15 protein-coding genes and 1 pseudogene are annotated in these 21,251 nt (G+C 40.4%); 4 read left to right on the top strand and 12 right to left on the bottom strand.

The window, feature by feature from the left end; translation table 11 throughout:
* The first annotated feature begins 222 nt into the window (after positions 1–222).
* The 3 genes from B4237_RS09775 to B4237_RS09765 all read left to right on the top strand — a co-directional run bounded on the left by B4237_RS09775 (position 223) and on the right by B4237_RS09765 (position 3,144).
* Complete coding sequence (locus B4237_RS09775) at positions 223–408, top strand: hypothetical protein (RefSeq protein WP_004876437.1); 186 nt, start codon at positions 223–225, stop codon at positions 406–408.
* 11 nt (positions 409–419) lie between these two features.
* Complete coding sequence (locus tag B4237_RS09770) at positions 420–1,835, top strand: hypothetical protein (RefSeq protein WP_278595985.1); 1,416 nt, start codon at positions 420–422, stop codon at positions 1,833–1,835.
* 178 nt (positions 1,836–2,013) lie between these two features.
* Complete coding sequence (locus tag B4237_RS09765; RefSeq protein ID WP_278595986.1) at positions 2,014–3,144, top strand: hypothetical protein; 1,131 nt, start codon at positions 2,014–2,016, stop codon at positions 3,142–3,144.
* A gap of 82 nt (positions 3,145–3,226) precedes the next feature.
* Here the strand turns inward: B4237_RS09765 and htpG are convergent, their stop codons facing one another.
* From htpG to B4237_RS09740, 5 genes are all read right to left on the bottom strand, one after another.
* Positions 3,227–5,146, bottom strand: coding sequence for a molecular chaperone HtpG (htpG, locus tag B4237_RS09760; protein WP_004876430.1), 1,920 nt, complete (start codon positions 5,144–5,146; stop codon positions 3,227–3,229).
* 112 nt (positions 5,147–5,258) lie between these two features.
* A complete protein-coding gene (locus B4237_RS09755) occupies positions 5,259–5,612 on the bottom strand; it encodes a lysozyme inhibitor LprI family protein (protein WP_278595994.1) in 354 nt (117 codons plus the stop codon).
* Positions 5,613–5,740: 128 nt separating this feature from the next.
* Complete coding sequence (locus B4237_RS09750) at positions 5,741–6,325, bottom strand: OmpW/AlkL family protein (protein ID WP_004876427.1); 585 nt, start codon at positions 6,323–6,325, stop codon at positions 5,741–5,743.
* 458 nt (positions 6,326–6,783) lie between these two features.
* On the bottom strand, positions 6,784–8,148 hold the full coding sequence (locus B4237_RS09745) for a Na+/H+ antiporter family protein (RefSeq protein ID WP_004876426.1): 1,365 nt from the start codon (positions 8,146–8,148) through the stop codon (positions 6,784–6,786).
* Between the two features lie 76 nt (positions 8,149–8,224).
* Entirely contained in the window at positions 8,225–9,097 is an 873-nt protein-coding gene (locus tag B4237_RS09740) for an alpha/beta fold hydrolase (protein ID WP_019385840.1), read from the bottom strand.
* Positions 9,098–9,188: 91 nt separating this feature from the next.
* On the opposite strand from B4237_RS09740, the gene B4237_RS09735 reads away from it, so the two are divergent.
* Complete coding sequence (locus B4237_RS09735; RefSeq protein WP_026094240.1) at positions 9,189–9,695, top strand: DUF4442 domain-containing protein; 507 nt, start codon at positions 9,189–9,191, stop codon at positions 9,693–9,695.
* Between the two features lie 45 nt (positions 9,696–9,740).
* On the opposite strand, the gene B4237_RS09730 is transcribed toward B4237_RS09735, so the two are convergent.
* From B4237_RS09730 to rplK, 7 genes and pseudogenes are all read right to left on the bottom strand, one after another.
* Entirely contained in the window at positions 9,741–10,097 is a 357-nt protein-coding gene (locus tag B4237_RS09730; RefSeq protein ID WP_286942910.1) for a DNA transfer protein p32, read from the bottom strand.
* A gap of 172 nt (positions 10,098–10,269) precedes the next feature.
* Positions 10,270–14,463 (bottom strand): DNA-directed RNA polymerase subunit beta', encoded by a 4,194-nt coding sequence (gene rpoC / locus B4237_RS09725; RefSeq protein ID WP_007480162.1) that lies wholly within the window; start codon positions 14,461–14,463, stop codon positions 10,270–10,272.
* Positions 14,464–14,637: 174 nt separating this feature from the next.
* Entirely contained in the window at positions 14,638–18,726 is a 4,089-nt protein-coding gene (gene rpoB / locus B4237_RS09720; RefSeq protein ID WP_278595987.1) for a DNA-directed RNA polymerase subunit beta, read from the bottom strand.
* Positions 18,727–19,035: 309 nt separating this feature from the next.
* On the bottom strand, positions 19,036–19,407 hold the full coding sequence (gene rplL / locus B4237_RS09715) for a 50S ribosomal protein L7/L12 (protein ID WP_004774018.1): 372 nt from the start codon (positions 19,405–19,407) through the stop codon (positions 19,036–19,038).
* Between the two features lie 42 nt (positions 19,408–19,449).
* Positions 19,450–19,956, bottom strand: a pseudogene (gene rplJ / locus B4237_RS09710) (50S ribosomal protein L10).
* Between the two features lie 245 nt (positions 19,957–20,201).
* Complete coding sequence (rplA, locus tag B4237_RS09705) at positions 20,202–20,897, bottom strand: 50S ribosomal protein L1 (RefSeq protein ID WP_004876415.1); 696 nt, start codon at positions 20,895–20,897, stop codon at positions 20,202–20,204.
* 3 nt (positions 20,898–20,900) lie between these two features.
* On the bottom strand, positions 20,901–21,251 hold a 351-nt coding region (rplK, locus tag B4237_RS09700), incomplete at its 5' end, for a 50S ribosomal protein L11 (RefSeq protein ID WP_286942903.1).

Below are 21,251 nucleotides of genomic sequence, written 5' to 3'. Positions count from 1 at the left end.
TGATTTGTGAACGAAATCACAAGCTGCTTATAAATTTATAGATGTATTTTTGCAGTACCATCTAATTATCCGATTCATTTTTTTAAAGTGTTTTTATTTTACCAATAAAACATGATCAACATCTCGATTTAGAATCCTCAAATGAGATTCTCTACCAATTGACGTTCTCTAGATTTTACCTATATTTCTTCTATAATCGTCATAAAGTGACAATCTTTTGTTATGGAAATGCAAGAGTTACAAGCCTTATTGAGTGGTCAAGTTCAGCCTGAACATATTTGTATAAAACAGCTTGTAGCATTGGCGCATCAGCATACTCTGACGACTACAACTGAATATAAATTGCTCGAAAATGCTGTAAATGTAGTACTGATTCATTATTTAAAACAGGCTCAAGCCTATCTCTAAGGAAACAGGCAATGGACGTATTAGAGAAAGCACTATTGGTTGACGAGCTCAAACATTTGATCGTTGGCCTCAATGATAATAAAGCTTCACTTTTTGAAATTGCAAAATCGAAACAACGAATCAAAGATATCTGTGCGTCTTGCAATGACCCACTGTTTCAGGATGAACTAACGGCTTTTAAAGAATTTATGCAACAAGAAGAATTTTCAAAACAAGATTTAGAAGATTATGGTTTCTCAATGACTTATCGTGGAACCTATAATTTTATGGGAAGAGTTGAAAGTGCCTTATTTGCTTCGGCAGATATGGGTTGGGCTGCTCTACGTCAATCACAGCATTGGCAAATATGGGTCATTCGTCCGTCATTATCATTCTTAAAAAGTCCATGGATGACCTCAACTCAAGAAGCACTTGAATGGTTAAAAAAGCATAGTCGCGAATTTATTCGAACTGATGAGGAATTAAAAACCATCATCCCTGTTTTAGAAGCTCATAACGAAATACCGACAACACTTTCTGCTCAAGAACAACTCTCATTATTACGTAAAGAAACTGCAAACTTTGAGTCACAACTCGAAGCGATTATTCAAGAAAAAATTCAACCTGTAACGCCTTCGAGTAATTCAAGTACAGTCACGGCAACACGTCCTAGACCAAGCTTTAGACAAAACTCACCTTCTGTTGCAAATATTAATAAAGCGAAGCCTGTTGCACTCAAAGATTTTAATTTAGATGGCTTATTATGCCGCCTAGAGCGCGTAGATCCTAAATTATACCCATCCTTGTATCGTGTAGAACTACATGATGAAATTAATCAAAATATCAAAATTGATTGGCTCTATTTAAAAGCAGAAAATGATGAGCAACCACATTGGGGAACCGCTCAAATTTTCATTGCGGAACAACTTTACGAGCAAGGCCAGTTTTCACATTATGTGGTTCTAATTGGTACGCATAGTGTCGACTATGCGATTACAGTGCTACAAGCATATACAGACCAACGTCACACTAGAACAAGCTCAATTCATCAAACCACTTGGACGACATTTAAAAAGTTTTATCACCAGCATGAAACTCTTTTTAATGAATGCATTATGAACGGAGCACAAGTTTGGCAACGTAATGAAGAAGCGTACCCATATATTCCAGCATCATTTATTAATACGAAAAAGTTTATTCCTTTTGAGGAAACAGCAGCGAACTTTTTAACTCCTGTTATTTTACTCAAAGAGCATCAAAAGATTCGTGTCATCCATGGTGCAGAACGGATTAAGTTATCTGCCGAAGATCAAGCTTATCCTTACCTATTGCTTGATCGTACTGATGGCTATACATGGCAATTAATTCGTCAAGTGATTAGCCGCCTTGCTCAACCTATTTCCGTCAATGATTTATATCAAGCTTTAGAAAATTCAGATCTATCATGATCTACTTAATATAATTAAATCAGTCATCATCAAAATTTTGCTGATGACTTTTCTTTTTTGGCGAATACATTTTTCTTGTAAACCCAAATGAATGAATTGCTGCTTTTTGTGTCTTGGTATTGATTTTATTGATGAAATAATCAAAATTGATACTAAGAACAATATAAAAGTTTTCATTATGAATATTTTCCAAAAAACGGTACCTGCTCATCTTTTTTACAGCATTTTGGCACTTTCGCTTGGGTCAATTAATGTGACTTACGCTGCTGATGAAACCACTCCTGATTCGCAAAATGATACTCAAGAGACGCAGAATAAAAGCTCTGAAAGCGTTCTGAACTATATTCCCAAATGGGTTGATGCAACCCCAACGATACTCCCTGAACAATCTAATCAACCTAATGTTCCACCAATGTCTGAGACTGAGGAGAAAACTTGGGTAGATCGAAAACAGCGAGATATTCGCAATTGGGCAGATCGCACTTCTGTGAAAATTGATGATTGGTTTGGCGATGTTGATCCTGATAAACCTGCTTCTGCAACGATTCGTTTTATGTTGGATAACTATTGGAACGAATATGATGGCTATGAAGTCAAACCTCGTATTCGAGGAAAAATTAAGCTTCCCACATTAGAGAAAAGATTTAGCTTGGTCTTCGGTGATGATTCACTAGATGATGAATTTGATAATAATATTGCCAATACCAACAACCAACCAAATCAGGACCCAGACAAAAAATTTGATTCAAAACAAACACGTGATAACAATGGATCCATTGCATTACGCTGGTCGAACTTTTCGAAAAAACTTCCGTTTGAAACAGATGCAGATATCGGTATACGTTCAGGGGATGACATTTACTTACGCTTACGCGCGAAAAAATATTGGGATTTAGAAAATGATTTCCGTTTTAATGCTGAGCAAATCTATCGCTATGGCAGCCAAAGCGAAAACTATCTTAGAACCAATTTAGAACTCATCCATGCTCGTCCGAATGAACCCTTTTTATCAGATCAACTCAGCCTCACCTATGCAGATGATCAAGATGATGACTTACGATGGGATAACCGAATATTTCGTCAGCACCAATTCTTTGCCAACAACAAATTTAACTATGGTATCTATACAGGTGGTTATTACAACAATAATGACCTGCGCTTAAACAGTTGGGGGCCTTTTGTTTCTTGGAGACAACCGCTTTGGCGTGAATGGTTTTTTGTTCAAGGCGATTTAAATTATTTCAATGATCACCGAGAAGATCGGAATCATTATGTGAGTACATTTGTCCGCTTGGAAACATTGTTCTGATGAAATAAGCATCGAAACTGTGGATAACTCTACATTTATCCATAAGAAAAACCTCTGACGAATCAGAGGTTTTTTTAATCATTTATTTCATCAGTAAACTATTAATGCGCTTCACATAAGCTGCAGGATCTTCAGGCAAACCACCTTCTGCAATCACAGCTTGATCAAAAATCACATTTGCAAGATCATCAAACTGCGCAGAGCTTTCCAATTTTTTCACCAGTGGATGCTCTGGGTTGATTTCCAAAGTCGGTTTAATTTCTGGTACAGCCTGACCAGCTTGCTTCAGCATACGGATTAGTTGTGGCGATAACTCACCTTCACTCGTAACCAAACATGCTGGTGAATCAACTAATCGCGTGGTTACACGTACTTCTTTGGTTTTATCTTTCAATGAAGTGGTTAAACGATCAACAACAGGTTTGAATTGCTCAGCAGCTTCTTCAAGTGCTTTTTTCTCATCAGCATCTTGTAAGTCTCCCAAATCAACCGCACCTTTTGACACGTTTTGTAATGGTGTACCGTCAAATTCATTGACAAAATTCATTGCCCATTCATCAACTCGGTCTGCCATTAAAAGTACTTCAATGCCTTTTTTCTTGAATAGCTCAAGTTGTGGCGAGTTCTTCGCAGCAGTTAGACTATCAGCAGTCACATAATAGATTGCTTTTTGCCCTTCTTTCATGCGCGCTTTATATTCAGCAAAAGATGTGGTGATCTCATCATTGGTAGATGTTGCATAACGTAATAATTTTAAAATACGTTCACGATTACCAAAGTCTTCACCTAGGCCTTCTTTCAACACTGAACCAAATTCACTATAGAACGTTTTGAATTTCTCTTGGTCTTTTTCATCTTCCGATTTAGCTAAACCATCAATCAAGGTTAAAACACGGCGTGCATTTCCTTCACGAATCGTTTTAACATCACGGCTCTCTTGTAGCAATTCACGGCTCACGTTCAGCGGTAAGTCAGCGCTATCCACGACACCCTGTACAAAGCGTAAATAGTTTGGAATGAGGTTATCTGCTTCATCCATGATGAAGACACGCTTCACATAGAGCTTAATGCCTGCTTTCGCCTCACGAGTAAACAAATCTTGTTTCGCTTGGCTTGGAATATAAAGCAATTGAGTATATTCAGTACTACCTTCAACACGATTATGCGCCCACGCCAAAGGCTCAGCAAAATCATGGCTTAAATTCTTGTAGAACTCGATATATTGCTCATCAGTGATTTCATTTTTACTGCGTGTCCACAACGCACTTGCAGAGTTAATCGCTTCCCATTCGTCAGTCTTGACCATTTGACCGCCTTTAGGTTCTTCACCCTCAGCAACCTCTTCCTCTTGCCAAACTTCTTTTTGCATTTCAATTGGCAAGCTAATATGGTCAGAATATTTATTAATGATCTGCTTCACTTTCCACGATTCTAGATACTCAAGCGCATCATCGCGTAAATGGAGGATGATATCTGTTCCACGTGTGGTTTTATCAATCGTTTGGACTTCAAACTCACCTGTCCCACCGCTAATCCAACGTACACCTTCAGCCGCATCTGCACCCGCACGACGAGATTCAACAGTGATTTTGTCAGCAACAATAAAACCAGAATAAAAACCCACACCAAACTGACCAATCAATTGCGCATCCGCTTTTTGATCACCTGTTAATTTCGACATAAAGTCTTTGGTGCCTGATTTCGCAATTGTCCCAAGGTTATCAATCGCTTCTTGCTGGCTTAAACCAATCCCATTATCTGAAATGGTGAGTGTTTTATTGTCTTTATCTAGCGTTACCCGTACATGCAAATCAGGATCATTTTCATAATATTCAGGATGATTAATTCCTTCAAAACGTAATTTGTCACATGCATCAGAGGCATTTGAGATTAATTCACGTAAGAAAATTTCAGGGTTTGAATAGAGAGAATGCGTCACTAAATGCAATAACTGAGCAACTTCAGCTTGGAAACTATAATTTTGTGATGCTTGTTCACTCATAAATCACTCCTTATTTTGAGACTTATCAAATTAGAATGATTTATGAATGGTGTATCTCTACGATTTTTCAATCCTTGTTTGCTTATTTTTTAACATTTAACAATCGAATCAATCAAAAAGGACCATGACTTAGTACGCGTTCCTGTAAAAGCAAATCTAATTGTTGCTGACGCTGTTGATAAGCTCTTTGAATACATTGAGTATTCGAACCACAAGCATTTCTTTGCTTTAACCATTTAAATTGCTGATCTTTTTCTGCATCACGTCCGCCCATTGGTAAAGCATGTAAAACAATCTGATAGGTCGTCGCAAGTCGAACATCTGCATCATTTAAAACGAGCGTATGGCAGATTTTCTGTTCGGCTTTTAATTTTGCAGCCTTACACGAAAAGCTGGCAGCATGGGTATTTGACATCAATAAACTAGAAACCAACAGTGTGGCTGAATAAATAACTTTTTGTCGCATCACTTTTCCCTGAATGACTTTTCATTCTTTTCAGCATACAAAACGAAATGACGATTCCTTGTTTCTTTTTATATTTAAATTGAAAAAAACCTCACGTTTCGTGAGGTTTCTTTAAGGTTAGGTTGAGCTTAGAATTTGTAGCTATAACCTAGTGTGTAAACGACTGGATTAAGATCTAAATCAAATTTAGTCCCATCTACAAGCTTCACTTCAGGACTGATATCCGCATAACGAACATCCATATATACGCCCCAATTTTTCGCATCTGCTGGCTGGAAGTTGAAACCAAGCTGACCAGCAAAACCGTAGGTATTTTTCACATCATCGGCTACGCCTTTCTCATGCCATGCAATAAAAGCCGTACCACCTACACCAATATAAGGTGTAAAACGAGTTGAGTTTTTGAAGTTATATTTTGCTGTAATTGTTGGTGGTAACTGACGAACACTAGCAACTTTATCACCATTTAAAAGTACATCATGGTTGATTGGATTAGCTAATAATAGCTCAGCAGAAAAAGGAGTATCTCCGAAGAAATATTCAACAGATGGCGTAAATGCAAACTCGTGATCCCCTTTCACAGTTGCACCAGGAGCAAGTGTAGTATCCGCTGTTGGATCAATTAAACTTGCACCGACCTTAACTTGAAAACCACCTGCAAAAGCAGTTGAAGATAATCCCAGCAAAGCAATAACGAGCGCTTTCTTTAACATTTAAACAACCTCATTAACAAATTATTGATCTTGTGCATAATAATAGACATGTATTTTTACATTATGCAATACACATAAATTCCGACCATTTTATTTATTTTTATAAAATATTGAATAATATAAATTTATATTTGTAAAATTATGTAATAATTAATAATTCCGACAAGTTAAGTAAAGTTAAATTACTATAAAACCTAGCTTTTTTGTATACTTTAAATATCCGACCAAAATAGTAAAGTTATTTTAAATAATACATTTTAAAATAACTTAAAAATATAATTTAATCTTAAAATAATAAAATGACAGCATTATACAAATAGATTAATAAACAGACAAAAAATGTCATAACCTATATTTATATTTTGATATACAGATTATTAAAAAATATTTTTCTGTGATGTATTTCTCAATCAATAAAAAAGGCCCTATAAATAGAGCCTAAATACAGTTTTAATTTTTTATAAAACCATTGCAGCAATCCAACCAAAAATGATCAGGGGTATGTTGAAATGCAAAAAGGTAGGTACAACGCTATCCCTCATATGATCATGCTGACCATCCATATTCAAACCCGATGTTGGCCCAAGAGTTGAATCTGAAGCTGGAGAGCCTGCATCACCCAATGCAGCAGCAGTTCCGATGATTGCAATCGTTGCCATCGGGCTAAAACCAAACTGCAAACATAATGGCACATACATAATGGCTAAGATCGGTACAGTAGAAAATGAAGAACCAATACCGAGAGTGATCAACAGACCGACCAAAAGCATGACAAAAGCAGCTAAGGCTTTACTATCCCCAATCCAGCCAGCTGTAGCTTTCACAAGCTCAGGAACCTGATTGGTTGCTTCAATAACTGCGGCAAAACCTTGGGCAGCAATCATAGTAAAACCAACCAGTGCCATCATGCGCATACCTGTCACGATCACATCATCAGCTTCTTTCCATTTAAAGATTCCAGCACAACTCAAGATCGCCACACCAACTAAGCCCGCGACGATCATTGAGTCTGAATAAAGCTGTACAACAATCGTAGCTAGAATCGCAAATGCAGCCATGAATAATGTGAACTTTGCAATCTGTGGTGCTTGTTGTTCTTGTGTCATTTCACCCACGATGCTACGAGCAACGTTATGCAATGCTTTGTCTTGATAATCTCGCGGCTTACGATAGCTAATAAAAACCGCTGTTAACATCCCCAAGAACATTCCAGAGACAGGAATCAACATTGCTCGAGGAATTTGATCGTTGCTGATATGGAAACCGTAGCTTTGACCAAAATGGTTAATATTGTGCGCTAAAATATCATTTAAGAAGATCGCACCAAATCCCATAGGCAAGAACATATACGTTGCAACTAAGCCAAAAGTTAGCACACACGCAATCGCTCTACGGTCTAAACGTAGATGGTTGAAAACAATCAATAACGGTGGAATCAAAACTGGAATAAATGCAATGTGTACTGGAATGACATTTTGCGATGCCACCGCAGCCGCGCCAACTGTAAGAAAAATGAGAAATTTCACCTTCTTCTGAGCACGAATATCTGCATCATTTTTAAGACTTTTAACTAATTTATAAGCAAGTAAATCAGGTAAACCAGAACGAGCAAGTGCCAAAGCAAAAGCACCAAGCACGCCATAAGCAAGTGCAATTTGCGCACCGCCGCCCAGACCATTATTAAATGCGTCTAACGTACCTTGTACCCCTAGGCCTGCTAACAAACCTCCCGTTAAAGCTCCAATTACAAGTGCAAAAACAACTGGAACTCGCCCCAATGAAAGGCCGAACATGACAGCAACCGCTGCAATAATCGCGAACATAACTTTGAACTAAATGAAACGAGGGCGTCATTCTAACAGAGTTTAAATTCTGCGATTGCTGTCAGTTGATTTTTATTTATGCATTTTTCACGATAAATTGGCGAATATAATCGGCAATTTTTTCAGGCTGACTGAGTACTGCCCAGTGATTTGCATCTAGCTCAACATATTCAAATTTTTCAACCCATTTTGGCATGGATTCAGTGATGTATTCTGGGCTTACAAAGGCATCACGACGTAATACAATCGCCTGAACCGGACACTGCGCATAACGCTGACGTGGTTGAGTCAGCGATGGAATAAAGTTCGCTCGATATAAGTTAATTCCATATTTACCATCGGCAACAATATTTGCATTTAAAGGTAAGTTTTGTTTCTTCTCTAAACCACTTAAAATCTTGCCCCATTTTTCTGGACTAAAAAATGTCCATACAGTTGGAGCAACCAAAGGTAAATGGAAAGCACCGATATACCATGATTTGGTCAGCATTTTCAGCACATTGCTTGGAGCTGATTTAAATTTTTCACGCAAATACAATGATGCATGATCTAAACACGGTCCTGAAATCGTTGTATAAGACAATAGACGACCTTTTAACTTAGGCTCAGTTGCAGATTCCCATGACTGCAAAGAACCCCAATCATGGGCTGCCATATGGAAATTACGATTCGGAAGCACTTGATCAACCACTTCCTGTAAGTCTAAAGATAAGCGTGGCAAACGATAGTCTTTAATACGCTTAGGAATTGAAGATAAGCCAGCTCCACGCACGTCATAAGTCACCACGTAATAATCATTGACTAGTTTTTCAATGATTGGTTCCCAAACTTCCTGATTATCTGGATAGCCATGCACTAAAACTAAAGGCGTTTTTTTCTCATCTCCCCATGTTTTTACACACAGTGTTTGCTGATCTGACGTTGTGACTGTTTTGACTTGTGCTTGCATAATTTTTCCCATTTTGTTTTCTATCGGCTGTTCATAAAACAGCCATTGCCAGCGGTGCAATAAAAATGATACTTATGGAGTATGAATAGAGTTGCAAGAAAAAAAATTGACCATGAAAGACTTTTTCAGAAAAATTCGAACCATTCCTATTGTTTCAAAATTTATCCTCAATCACTACTCGCCTTATCGCGGAGCAGGTATTTCGATTGAAACAATTGATTTAGATGATTACCACATTCGCGTCCAAATGCCGCTCACAAGAAAGAATCGTAATATTGTTGGAACTCATTTTGGAGGAAGCCTTTACTCCATGGTTGATCCCTTTTATATGCTGATTTTAATGCATCATTTGGGTCATAAATATATTGTCTGGGACAAGAGTGCCTCGATTAACTTCCTTTCTCCAGGCCGAAATACAGTCTATGCAGATATTCAACTGAGTGCTGCCGAGATTAATGAAATTAAGCAACTCGCAGAGAATCATGAACCTGTATTTCGCACTTATACCTTGAATATTGTGGATGAGTCTGGAACTCGGATTGCTGAGGTTGAGAAAATACTTTATATCCGCCGTAAAAAACCTAGAGCCAGCTCATAATAAAATACCCACATTATGAATGGGGTATTTTATAAAGTGAAAAGATTATTTCTTCTCTTGGATTGCTGCACCAGCACCACCACCAATCGCACCACCGATCGCAGCCCCAGAATCACCACCTAAAAGCGCCTTACCGACAACGGAACCGATACCTGCACCAATTGCGCTGCTTGTCGTAGTATTACGGCTACCACCTTGTGTGTTTGAACCAACTCCCGCACCTGCTGCTGCACCCACACCCGCACCAATACCATCACCTACATGGTTACCTACACCACCGCCTACAGCACCACCTAAAGCCGCTGCACCAATTCGTTGATCAGATGCACTCATATTTTGGCAACCTGTAAACATCACCGCCGACAACATCAAAGTTGAAACTAAACCAATTGTTTTTTTCATGAGCCTATTCACTCCTATACGTTCTATTAAAATCATAATCTTCTTTTATGTGGAGTTTGATCACATTCTGTTATTACATTTACTGAATCGTTTAGTGTTTTGTAAAAGACGTATTCATTTTAAGCTTTCAATAAAAAAGGCACCCAAAGGTGCCTTTTTTATCAGCGAGAACTTAGAACTGGTCTGAGTTCAATGCTTGACTAAATGCTTGGTCTACTTCACTAAAGTCATTGTGAAGTTCAAATTCAGCAGCTTCTGCTTCTTGACGACGACGCTCTAAGTGATATGCAAGGCCTGTACCCGCTGGGATCAAGCGACCCACAACAACGTTTTCTTTCAAGCCACGTAAATCATCTTCTTTACCTGTTACAGCCGCTTCAGTTAACACACGAGTTGTTTCCTGGAACGATGCAGCAGAAATAAACGAGTCAGTAGAAAGCGATGCTTTCGTGATACCCATCAATTGACGTTCAAACTTCGCAGGGAACTTGTTCTGAGCCAAGACAGCTTGGTTCTCTTGAACAACACGGATGTAATCCACTTGCTCACCTTTAATGAAGCTTGTATCTCCGCCATCAGTGATATCAACTTTACGCAACATTTGACGTACAACAACTTCAATGTGCTTATCGTTGATTTTTACACCTTGGAGACGGTAAACGTCTTGAACTTCGTTCACGATGTAGTTAGTTAATGCTACTTCGCCTTTCAAACGTAAGATGTCATGTGGGTTTTGTGGACCATCAGAGATTGTCTCACCACGGTTTACATGCTCACCTTCGAACACGTTGATTTGACGCCATTTTGGAATCAATTCTTCGTAGATCTCAGAACCATCATCTGGCGTAATCACTAAACGGTTCTTACCTTTGGTCTCTTTACCGAAGCTTACAACACCTGATACTTCTGCAAGGATCGCATGCTCTTTCGGCTTACGTGCTTCGAACAAGTCAGCTACACGCGGAAGACCACCAGTAATATCACGAGTACGTGAAGTTTCTTGTGGTACACGACCAATGACGTCACCCACGCCAATCGTTTCGCCATCACGGACAGTTACGATTGTGTTCTGTGGCAAGAAGTAGAACTGTTCACCACCATCTGTTGTATCCAACACGATTGCTGGACGTAAATCTTTACCAGAAGCAGGACGTGCTGTTACAGGCAAGATTTCAACTGTTGTCATACCAGTTGCATCATCTGTCTTAGATGTTGCAGTTACACCATCAGCAATCTGGCTGAAACGTGCTTTACCAGCAACTTCGGTAACAAGTGGATGTGTATGTGGATCCCAAGTCGCTACAATACCGCCAGCTTCTACAGCTTCACCATCTTTCAACAAGATGCTTGCACCGTAAGGAAGCTTATAACGCTCGCGCTCACGACCTAAATCATCCGCAATACCAATTTCACCTGAACGTGAAACAGATACTTGGTGACCTTTGGCATGTTGTACAGTTTTCACGTTGTGGAAACGTACAGTACCTTTATTACGTACTTGAACACTGTTTGCAGCAGAAGTTCGGCTCGCAGCACCACCAACGTGGAAGGTACGCATCGTTAACTGTGTACCTGGTTCACCAATTGATTGTGCAGCCATTACACCTACTGATTCACCTGGATTCACCAAATGACCACGTGCAAGGTCACGACCATAACAACGCGCACATACACCGAAGGTAGATTCACACGCAATTACAGAGCGCACTTTAACTTCATCGACACCCGCCTCTTCAAGCTGAGCAGCAATTTTCTCGTCAATCAAGGTACCACGTGGAAGAACCACTTCATCATCAGATGCACGACGTACATCTTCAGCAGTTACACGACCTAATACGCGATCGCGTAATGGTTCAATAACGTCACCACCTTGAATGAATGGCGTCATGACTAAGCCACCAGCTGTACCACAATCAGATTCAGTAATAACCAAATCTTGTGCTACGTCTACAAGACGACGTGTCAAGTAACCAGAGTTCGCAGTCTTCAATGCAGTATCGGCCAAACCTTTACGCGCACCGTGTGTCGAGATGAAGTACTGAAGTACGGTCAAACCTTCACGGAAGTTTGCTTTAATCGGTGTCTCAATGATAGAGCCATCCGGTTTCGCCATCAAACCACGCATACCAGCAAGCTGACGAATCTGCGCCGCACTACCACGGGCACCCGAGTCAGACATCATATAAATTGAGTTGAACGATTTCTGCTTCTCATCTTCACCTTGTTTGTTTTTAACAAGGGTATAAGACAAGTTATCCATCATCGCTTTCGCTACTTGGTCGTTTGTACGTGCCCAAATATCGACAACTTTGTTATAACGCTCACCCGCAGTCACGAAACCTTGCTCAAACTGTTGTTCGATTTCACGAACTTCTGTTTCAGCTTTATCGATAATTGCATGTTTAGTTGGCGGAATAAGCATGTCTTCCATACCAACAGAAACACCTGAGCGAGTCGCTTGACGGAAGCCCAAATACATCAATTGGTCAGCGAAGATAACAGTATCTTTCAAACCAAGCTTACGGTAGCAAGAGTTGATTAACTTCGAAATGTTTTTCTTAGTCATCTCAAGGTTGATCGATTCGAAGCTCAAACCTTGTGGCACAACTTCCCATAACAAGCAACGACCAGGTGTTGTATCAACAATAATGGTTTGTTTTTCACGGTTACCATTTTCATCAATAACAGTTTGGTGTACACGTACTTTTACGCGTGCATGGATTGCAACTTTACCAGTCGCCAACGCACGGTTAACTTCGTGAGTATCCGCAAACACCATGCCTTCACCTTTGGCATTTACTGCATCACGCGTGATGTAGTAAAGACCTAAGACAACGTCTTGTGAAGGAACAATAATTGGCTCACCGTTTGCAGGCGACAAGATGTTATTCGTTGACATCATCAACGCACGAGCTTCTAACTGTGCCTCCAATGTCAATGGAACGTGTACCGCCATTTGGTCACCATCGAAGTCGGCGTTGAACGCAGCACATACAAGTGGGTGAAGACGGATTGCCTTACCTTCGATCAAGATAGGTTCAAATGCTTGAAGACCTAGACGGTGAAGTGTTGGCGCACGGTTCAACATGACTGGATGTTGACGAATAACATGTGCTAAAACGTCCCAAACTTCAGGTGTTTCACGCTCAACCATTTTCTTCGCAGCTTTAATGGTTGTTGCTTGGCCAGAAGCTTGTAGTTTTGCGAAAATGAATGGCTTGAATAATTCAAGTGCCATTTTCTTCGGAAGACCACACTGGTGAAGACGTAAAGTAGGACCAACGGTAATTACCGAACGACCTGAATAGTCAACACGCTTACCGAGCAAGTTTTGACGGAAACGACCTTGTTTACCTTTGATCATATCTGCCAAAGATTTCAATGGACGTTTGTTCGAACCTGTAATCGCACGACCACGACGTCCGTTATCAAGTAATGCATCAACAGACTCTTGTAACATACGTTTTTCGTTACGTACGATGATGTCTGGTGCAGCAAGGTCAAGAAGACGCTTTAAACGGTTGTTACGGTTAATCACACGGCGATATAAATCGTTCAAGTCTGAAGTCGCGAATCGACCACCTTCAAGTGGTACAAGCGGACGTAAGTCTGGTGGAAGTACTGGAAGTACGTTCATCACCATCCATTCAGGCTTATTGTTCGAATCTTTGAAAGCTTCCATCAACTTCAAACGCTTAGAAGCTTTCTTAAGCTTCGTTTCAGACGTTGTTTGTGGAATTTCTTCACGTAAACGTGAAATTTCTGCTTCAAGATCGATATCTTTTAACAAATCCTGAACTGCTTCTGCACCCATTTTCGCAGTGAATTCATCACCGTGTTCTTCTAGTGCATTGTAGTATTCTTCGTCTGTTAAAAGTTGATACTTTTCAAACGGAGTCATACCAGGATCTGTTACAACATAAGATTCGAAATACAATACGCGCTCGATATCACGTAAAGTCATATCAAGAAGTAAACCGATACGGCTCGGTAATGATTTCAAGAACCAGATGTGTGCAACTGGAGAAGCAAGCTCGATGTGACCCATACGTTCACGACGAACTTTTGCTGTTGTTACTTCAACGCCACATTTTTCACAAATGACGCCTTTGTATTTCATACGCTTGTATTTACCACACAAGCATTCGTAATCTTTTACTGGACCAAAGATTTTGGCACAGAACAAACCGTCACGTTCAGGTTTAAAAGTACGGTAGTTAATGGTTTCAGGCTTTTTAACTTCACCGTGAGACCATGACTTAATCATCTCTGGTGACGCAAGACCAATACGGATACGGTCAAATTCAACGGGTGCATGACCTTCTGAATCCGTTTTCTTACGCATGATATCGAGCAAGTCTTTCAATTTTTTTCTCCGTGTGTCGGGAAGCTACGCTCACCCGACTGGGTCACAAATATTGTTTTTTAACTGAATAATCCTCCCTCAATCCCTCCTTTTTCCAAGGAGGGAAGCCCCGACTCTTTCGAGTGAGAACTCCCCCTTTCATAAAGGGGGCTGGGGGGGGGGATTAATGGCTAATTAGTCACCATTTTTCAGTTCAATGTTGATACCTAAAGAACGGATCTCTTTGGTCAATACGTTGAACGATTCAGGCATACCCGGATCCATATAATGGTTACCATCTACAATGTTCTTATAGATGCGTGTACGACCTTCGACGTCATCCGACTTAACAGTAAGCATTTCTTGGAGTGTATATGCTGCACCGTATGCTTCAAGTGCCCATACTTCCATTTCACCGAAACGCTGACCACCGAATTGTGCTTTACCACCAAGCGGCTGCTGTGTAACAAGTGAGTAAGAACCTGTTGAACGCGCATGCATTTTGTCATCAACCAAGTGGTTCAATTTGAGCATGTACATGTAACCTACAGTTACAGGACGATCAAACTGCTCACCTGTGCGTCCATCAAACAATACCGTTTGACCAGTACGCGAAATGTCTGCCAATTCAAGTAAATCTTTAATTTGACTTTCTTCAGCACCATCGAATACAGGTGTTGCCAATGGAACACCAGCACGTAAGTTACCTGAAAGTGCTAAAATTTCTGCGTCAGTTAAGCTATTCAGCTCTTCTTGCTCGCCACCAACCTTGTTATAAATCTTGTCTAAGAAATCACGTAGTTCTAAAACTGTACGCTGTTCTTTCAACATTTTCTCGATTTTATCACCAAGACCTTTCGCCGCCATACCTAAGTGAGTCTCAAGAATCTGACCCACGTTCATACGTGATGGTACACCCAATGGGTTTAACACGATATCAACTGGTACACCATTTGCATCATGCGGCATGTCTTCAACTGGCAAGATGTTTGATACAACACCTTTGTTACCGTGACGACCCGCCATCTTATCACCAGGCTGGATACGACGTTTAACAGCAAGGTAAACCTTAACAACTTTCAATACGCCAGTTGTTAATTCATCACCTGTAGAAAGTTTACGTTTCTTCTCAGCAAACTTCTCATCAATCTCGTAGCTCTTCTCTTTCAAGAACACTTGAATTTGAGTTAAACGCTCAGCAATTGCTTCATCATTTGGCTGGATTTCAAGTAAATCAACAAGCTCTAAACCAGACAATAAGTCTTCAGAAAGTTTATCGCCACGTTTAGTCGAACCACCACCGTTAGATTCTTGACCTTTCAACAAACGAACAATACGTTCACGTGCTGCTTCTTCGAAGATCTTGTATTCTTCTTTCAAGTCTTTACGGTATGCATCAAGCTGAGCTTTTTCAATTGCCTGTGCACGTTCGTCTTTTTCCAAACCATCACGAGTGAAGACTTGAACGTCGATAACTGTACCTTTAGTACCAGACGGAACACGTAAAGAAGAGTCTTTTACGTCAGCAGCTTTTTCACCAAAGATTGCGCGAAGTAATTTTTCTTCAGGTGTTAATTGAGTTTCACCTTTAGGCGTTACCTTACCTACAAGGATATCACCCGCAGTCACTTCAGCACCGATATAAACGATACCTGACTCATCCAATTTAGACAGTGCAGCTTCACCTACGTTAGGAATATCAGCAGTAATCTCCTCTGCACCTAACTTGGTATCACGTGCTACACATGACAATTCTTGAATGTGAATCGACGTTAAACGGTCTTCTTGAAGTACACGCTCAGATAATAAGATCGAGTCCTCGTAGTTATAACCATTCCATGTCATGAACGCGACACGCATGTTTTGACCAAGCGCAAGTTCACCCATGTCAGTCGATGGACCGTCAGCCAAGATGTCACCACGAGCAACTTTGTCGCCTAATTTCACGATAACATTTTGGTTAATACATGTATTTTGGTTTGAACGTGTGTATTTGATGAGGTTATAGATATCTACACCCGCCTCACCTGCAATCATTTCATCTTCGTTTACACGAATAACGATACGAGATGCATCAACATATTCAATCGCACCACCACGATCGGCGATTACACACACACCAGAATCACGTGCTACGTTTGCTTCCATACCCGTACCAACAAGCGGCTTGTCAGCACGTAAAGTTGGAACAGCCTGACGTTGCATGTTTGAACCCATTAATGCACGGTTCGCATCATCGTGTTCAAGGAATGGAATCAATGATGCTGCAACAGAAACAACCTGCTGTGCAGAAACGTCCATATGTGTTACGCGCTCAGGCGACATACGTACGAATTCACCTTGATGACGTACAGAGACCATTTCTTCAGTCAAGTTACCATCTTTATCTACTGCAGAATCGGCCTGTGCAATGACAGTACCCACTTCTTCAATTGCAGATAAATATTCAACATCATCTGTTACACGACCATCTACAACTTTACGATACGGTGTTTCCAAGAAGCCAAAGTCGTTTGCTTTAGCATATACAGAAAGCGAGTTGATCAAACCAATGTTTGGACCTTCAGGCGTTTCAATAGGACAAACACGACCATAATGAGTTTGATGTACGTCACGTACTTCGAAGCCCGCGCGTTCACGAGTCAAACCACCAGGACCAAGCGCAGATACACGACGTTTGTGTGTAATCTCAGATAATGGGTTGTTTTGGTCCATGAACTGAGATAATTGGCTTGAACCAAAGAATTCTTTGATTGCAGCAGCAACTGGTTTAGCGTTGATTAAATCTTGCGGAGACAAGTTATCTGTTTCTGCCTGGCTTAAACGCTCTTTAACAGCACGTTCAACACGAACTAAACCAACACGGAATTGGTTTTCTGTCATTTCACCAACAGAACGCACACGACGGTTACCTAAGTGGTCAATATCGTCGACTTCACCTTTACCGTTACGAATTTCAACCAATGTACGCAGTACATCAATGATATCTTCGTGCGATAAAATACCTTCAACTTCTCGTGACTTCTGATCAGTACCCACTTCGTAAGGACGACCCAAACGACGGTTGAACTTCATACGACCTACTGGAGAAAGGTCATAACGCTCAGAAGAGAAGAATAAGTTATTGAATAAGTTCTCAGCAGCTTCTTTCGTCGGTGGTTCACCTGGACGCATTACTTTATAGATTTCAACGAGTGCTTCTTCACGACCTGTTGTTGTATCTGCGCGTAATGTATCCGCAACGAAAGGACCACGGTCGATGTCATTTGTAAACAGGATATTAAACTGTTTAACACCACCTTCAGCGATCTTCACCATGATTTCATGGCTAAGCACCGTATTTGCAGGAATCACATCACCACTTTTAAGTGTGATGTCTTCAGCAGTAATACGCTCATATAAATATTCGTCAGGTACAGAAAGCTTCGCCAAGTTTGCAGCTTCCATTTGACGTACATGACGTGCATTAATACGTTTGCCTTGTTCAACGATTGTTTTACCATCGTTATCCAAGATATCAAATTGCGCCATTTCACCACGTAAACGATCTGGAACGAGGTCAATTTGATAGCTACCCATATCTAGATATACAGGTACTTTTTCGTAGAACAAATTCAAGATTTGTTCATTTGTATAATTTAAGGCACGTAAAATCACAGTCGCCAACAATTTACGACGACGGTCAATACGTACGAATACTAAATCTTTAGCATCAAATTCAAAATCTAACCATGAACCACGGTAAGGAATAATACGTGCTGAATACAACACTTTACCGCTTGAGTGAGTTTTACCTTTGTCATGGTCAAAGAATACGCCTGGTGAACGGTGTAATTGAGATACGATTACACGCTCTGTACCGTTGATAACGAATGTACCGTTATCGGTCATGAGTGGCATTTCACCCATGTAAACTTCTTGTTCACGAACGTCTTTAATTGATTTCGTTTCACGATCTTTGATGATCAAACGAATTTTTACGCGCATTGGTGCTGCATAAGTTGAACCACGTAAAATACATTCACGTACGTCAAACTCAGGCTTACCAAGACTATACTCAACAAATTCTAAAGCAGCATTGCCAGAATAACTTTCAATAGGAAAAACTGAACGAAATGCGGCTTGGAGACCGATATCTTCGCGATTTTTTGGAGTTTTACCGTCTTGCAAGAATGTACGATACGAATCGACTTGAATCGAAAGCAAGTACGGTGCATCCATTACTTGGGGCAATTTACCAAAATTCTTACGGATCCGTTTCTTTTCGGTATATGAGTATGCCATCTGGAGTCCTCGGAAAGTAAACCAAACCCGCCTGCAGAACGGGTTTGGAAGGAATTACGCAGGCCGATATGGCCACCACTGTTTACAAATGCTGCAATTTTTAGTGGTATTAAAACGCTTAACAATATTTTTATAAGCAAAAAAATATTGGTAAGCGTTTGATATTCAGTCGTTTATTCTAATTACGCACGTATTACAAGCAAAACTAACAAAAAACGAGCCGATTATTGTAACGCAAAAAGGCTGATGACCCAAGAGCCATCAGCCATTTTTTGGAGCCGATTATCAAAAAACCGACTCCCTACAGAATTACTTAAGTGTAACTGTAGCACCAGCTTCTTCAAGCTTCTTCTTAAGTTCTTCGCCTTCTTCTTTAGAAACGCCTTCTTTAAGAACAGCTGGAGCGCCTTCAACCATATCTTTAGCTTCTTTAAGACCAAGACCAGTAGCTTCACGAACTGCTTTAATTACAGCAACTTTGTTAGCACCGAAAGAAGTCAACTCAACGTTGAATTCAGTTTGTTCTTCAGCAGCAGCAGCGCCAGCACCTGGAGCAGCAGCAACAGCTACAGCAGCAGCAGATACGTTAAATTTTTCTTCGAAAGCAGAAATTAATTCAACAAGTTCAAGAACTGTTTTTTCAGCAACTGCGTTTAAGATTTCTTCGTTAGTTAAAGCCATGAGAATAACTCCAAATGGATATTGAATGGTGTGAAAATAGGATTAAGCCGCTTCTGACTCGTTTTTCTCTTTGAGTGCTGTAATAAGGCGACCCAATTTCGAAATAGGAGCTTGAAGAACAGAGGCAAGCATAGTAAGCGCTTTCTCTTGGTTCGGAAGGTTTGCAATAACGCTAACTTCTGCACCTTTATAAAGTTTGCCATCAAATGCAGCAGCTTTAAGTTAAAATGCTTTGTTAGTTTTCGCAAATTCTTCGAACAAGCGTGCAGCTGCACCCATGTCGTCTTCAGAAGTAGAGAAACCGAGAATTGTTGGACCAACAAGGTCGTCATTCAAGATATCGAATTGAGTACCTTCGAATGAACGCTTAGCCAAAGTGTTACGCACGATACGTGTAGTAACACCTAACTTACGAGCTTCAACACGAAGTGTTGTTAATTGCTCTACAGTTAAGCCTTGGTAGTCAGCAACAACGGCAGAGAACGCTTTAGAAGCAACTTCGTTTACTTCTGCAACGATCTGTTTTTTGTCTTCGATAAGAAGAGCCATTGTAAAACCTCCTAACGGTGATTTATGCACTCAAATATGAGTACACTCCCAATTCGTAAGCCTTTCGACCTACACGTGGAGGAGGAACAAATCACACCACCACGTCTACTCAGACTGGTTTATTAAGAAAAATATTCGAAAATATCTCTCGCCTGAGGTCTTTGACGCTGATAAATATTCATTTATCAATTCAAAGTTTGCTCAGATTCTTATAAAAGAATCTGAGGCTTTAAAATTCTTTCTAATTACTTAGAAACGTTGTTTACGTCAATTGCAAGACCAGGACCCATAGTTGAGCTCAAAGTGATCTTTTTAACGTATACACCTTTAGATGTTGCAGGTTTTAAACGTTTTAAATCTGCAATTAAAGTTTCAACGTTTTGACGAACAGCATCTTCGCTGAAGCCTAATTGGCCAATCGCAGCGTGGATGATACCCGCTTTGTCTACACGGTAACGTGCTTGACCAGATTTAGCATTCTTAACCGCACCAGCAACGTCAGGAGTTACTGTACCCACTTTAGGGTTTGGCATTAAGCCACGTGGACCAAGAATCGTACCTAACTTACCAACAACGCGCATTGCATCAGGAGCAGCAATTACTACGTCGAAATCAAGATTTCCACCTTGAATGCTTTCAGCAAGGTCATCAAAACCAACGATGTCAGCACCAGCTTCTTTTGCAGCTTCAGCAGCAGCACCTTGAGCAAATACTGCAACACGTACAGTTTTACCAGTACCAGCAGGTAAAGTAGTCGCACCACGAACAACTTGGTCAGATTTACGTGGATCTACACCAAGGTTTACAGAGATGTCTAAAGATTCTTTGAACTTCGCAGCTGGAAGGCTGTTAAGAACTTGTACTGCTTCTTCCAAAGTATAAACTTTGTTTGCTTCTACAGCAGCAGCGATGGCTTTTTGACGTTTAGTTAACTTTGCCATGTCTTATAGCTCCACTTCCAAGCCCATAGAACGTGCAGAACCAGCGATGGTACGAACACGAGCGTCTAAATCAGCACCAGTTAAGTCTGGTTCTTTAGTAGTCGCAATTTCTTCTAATTGAGCACGAGTCAACTTACCAACTTTAGTTTTGTTAGGTACAGAAGAACCCTTTTGAATACCAGCAGCTTTCTTAAGAAGAATAGATGCAGGTGGAGTTTTCATGATGAAAGTGAACGACTTATCGTTGTACACAGTGATCACGACAGGAATTGGCAAACCAACTTCAAGTTTTTGTGTAGCAGCATTGAATTCTTTACAGAAAGCCATGATGTTTACACCACGTTGACCTAAAGC

This window comes from Acinetobacter sp. UBA6526 (assembly GCF_002434875.1).
In the GTDB taxonomy this organism is placed as follows: Bacteria; Pseudomonadota; Gammaproteobacteria; order Pseudomonadales; family Moraxellaceae; genus Acinetobacter; species Acinetobacter venetianus.
Note: the sequence above shows the minus strand (reverse complement) of the source record. Positions and strands in the feature narration are given on the sequence as shown.

What these genes read in the sequence shown, in the direction of transcription:
- B4237_RS09740 (WP_019385840.1), bottom strand. Translation starts at nt 9,097, where the DNA reads ATGCAAGCACAAGTCAAAACAGTCACAACGTCAGATCAGCAAACACTG.
- B4237_RS09730 (WP_286942910.1), bottom strand. Translation starts at nt 10,097, where the DNA reads ATGAAAAAAACAATTGGTTTAGTTTCAACTTTGATGTTGTCGGCGGTG.
- B4237_RS09775 (WP_004876437.1), top strand. Translation starts at nt 223, where the DNA reads ATGGAAATGCAAGAGTTACAAGCCTTATTGAGTGGTCAAGTTCAGCCT.
- B4237_RS09745 (WP_004876426.1), bottom strand. Translation starts at nt 8,148, where the DNA reads ATGTTCGCGATTATTGCAGCGGTTGCTGTCATGTTCGGCCTTTCATTG.
- rplA (WP_004876415.1), bottom strand. Translation starts at nt 20,897, where the DNA reads ATGGCAAAGTTAACTAAACGTCAAAAAGCCATCGCTGCTGCTGTAGAA.
- rplL (WP_004774018.1), bottom strand. Translation starts at nt 19,407, where the DNA reads ATGGCTTTAACTAACGAAGAAATCTTAAACGCAGTTGCTGAAAAAACA.
- rpoB (WP_278595987.1), bottom strand. Translation starts at nt 18,726, where the DNA reads ATGGCATACTCATATACCGAAAAGAAACGGATCCGTAAGAATTTTGGT.
- B4237_RS09755 (WP_278595994.1), bottom strand. Translation starts at nt 5,612, where the DNA reads ATGCGACAAAAAGTTATTTATTCAGCCACACTGTTGGTTTCTAGTTTA.
- B4237_RS09770 (WP_278595985.1), top strand. Translation starts at nt 420, where the DNA reads ATGGACGTATTAGAGAAAGCACTATTGGTTGACGAGCTCAAACATTTG.
- B4237_RS09750 (WP_004876427.1), bottom strand. Translation starts at nt 6,325, where the DNA reads ATGTTAAAGAAAGCGCTCGTTATTGCTTTGCTGGGATTATCTTCAACT.
- B4237_RS09765 (WP_278595986.1), top strand. Translation starts at nt 2,014, where the DNA reads ATGAATATTTTCCAAAAAACGGTACCTGCTCATCTTTTTTACAGCATT.
- htpG (WP_004876430.1), bottom strand. Translation starts at nt 5,146, where the DNA reads ATGAGTGAACAAGCATCACAAAATTATAGTTTCCAAGCTGAAGTTGCT.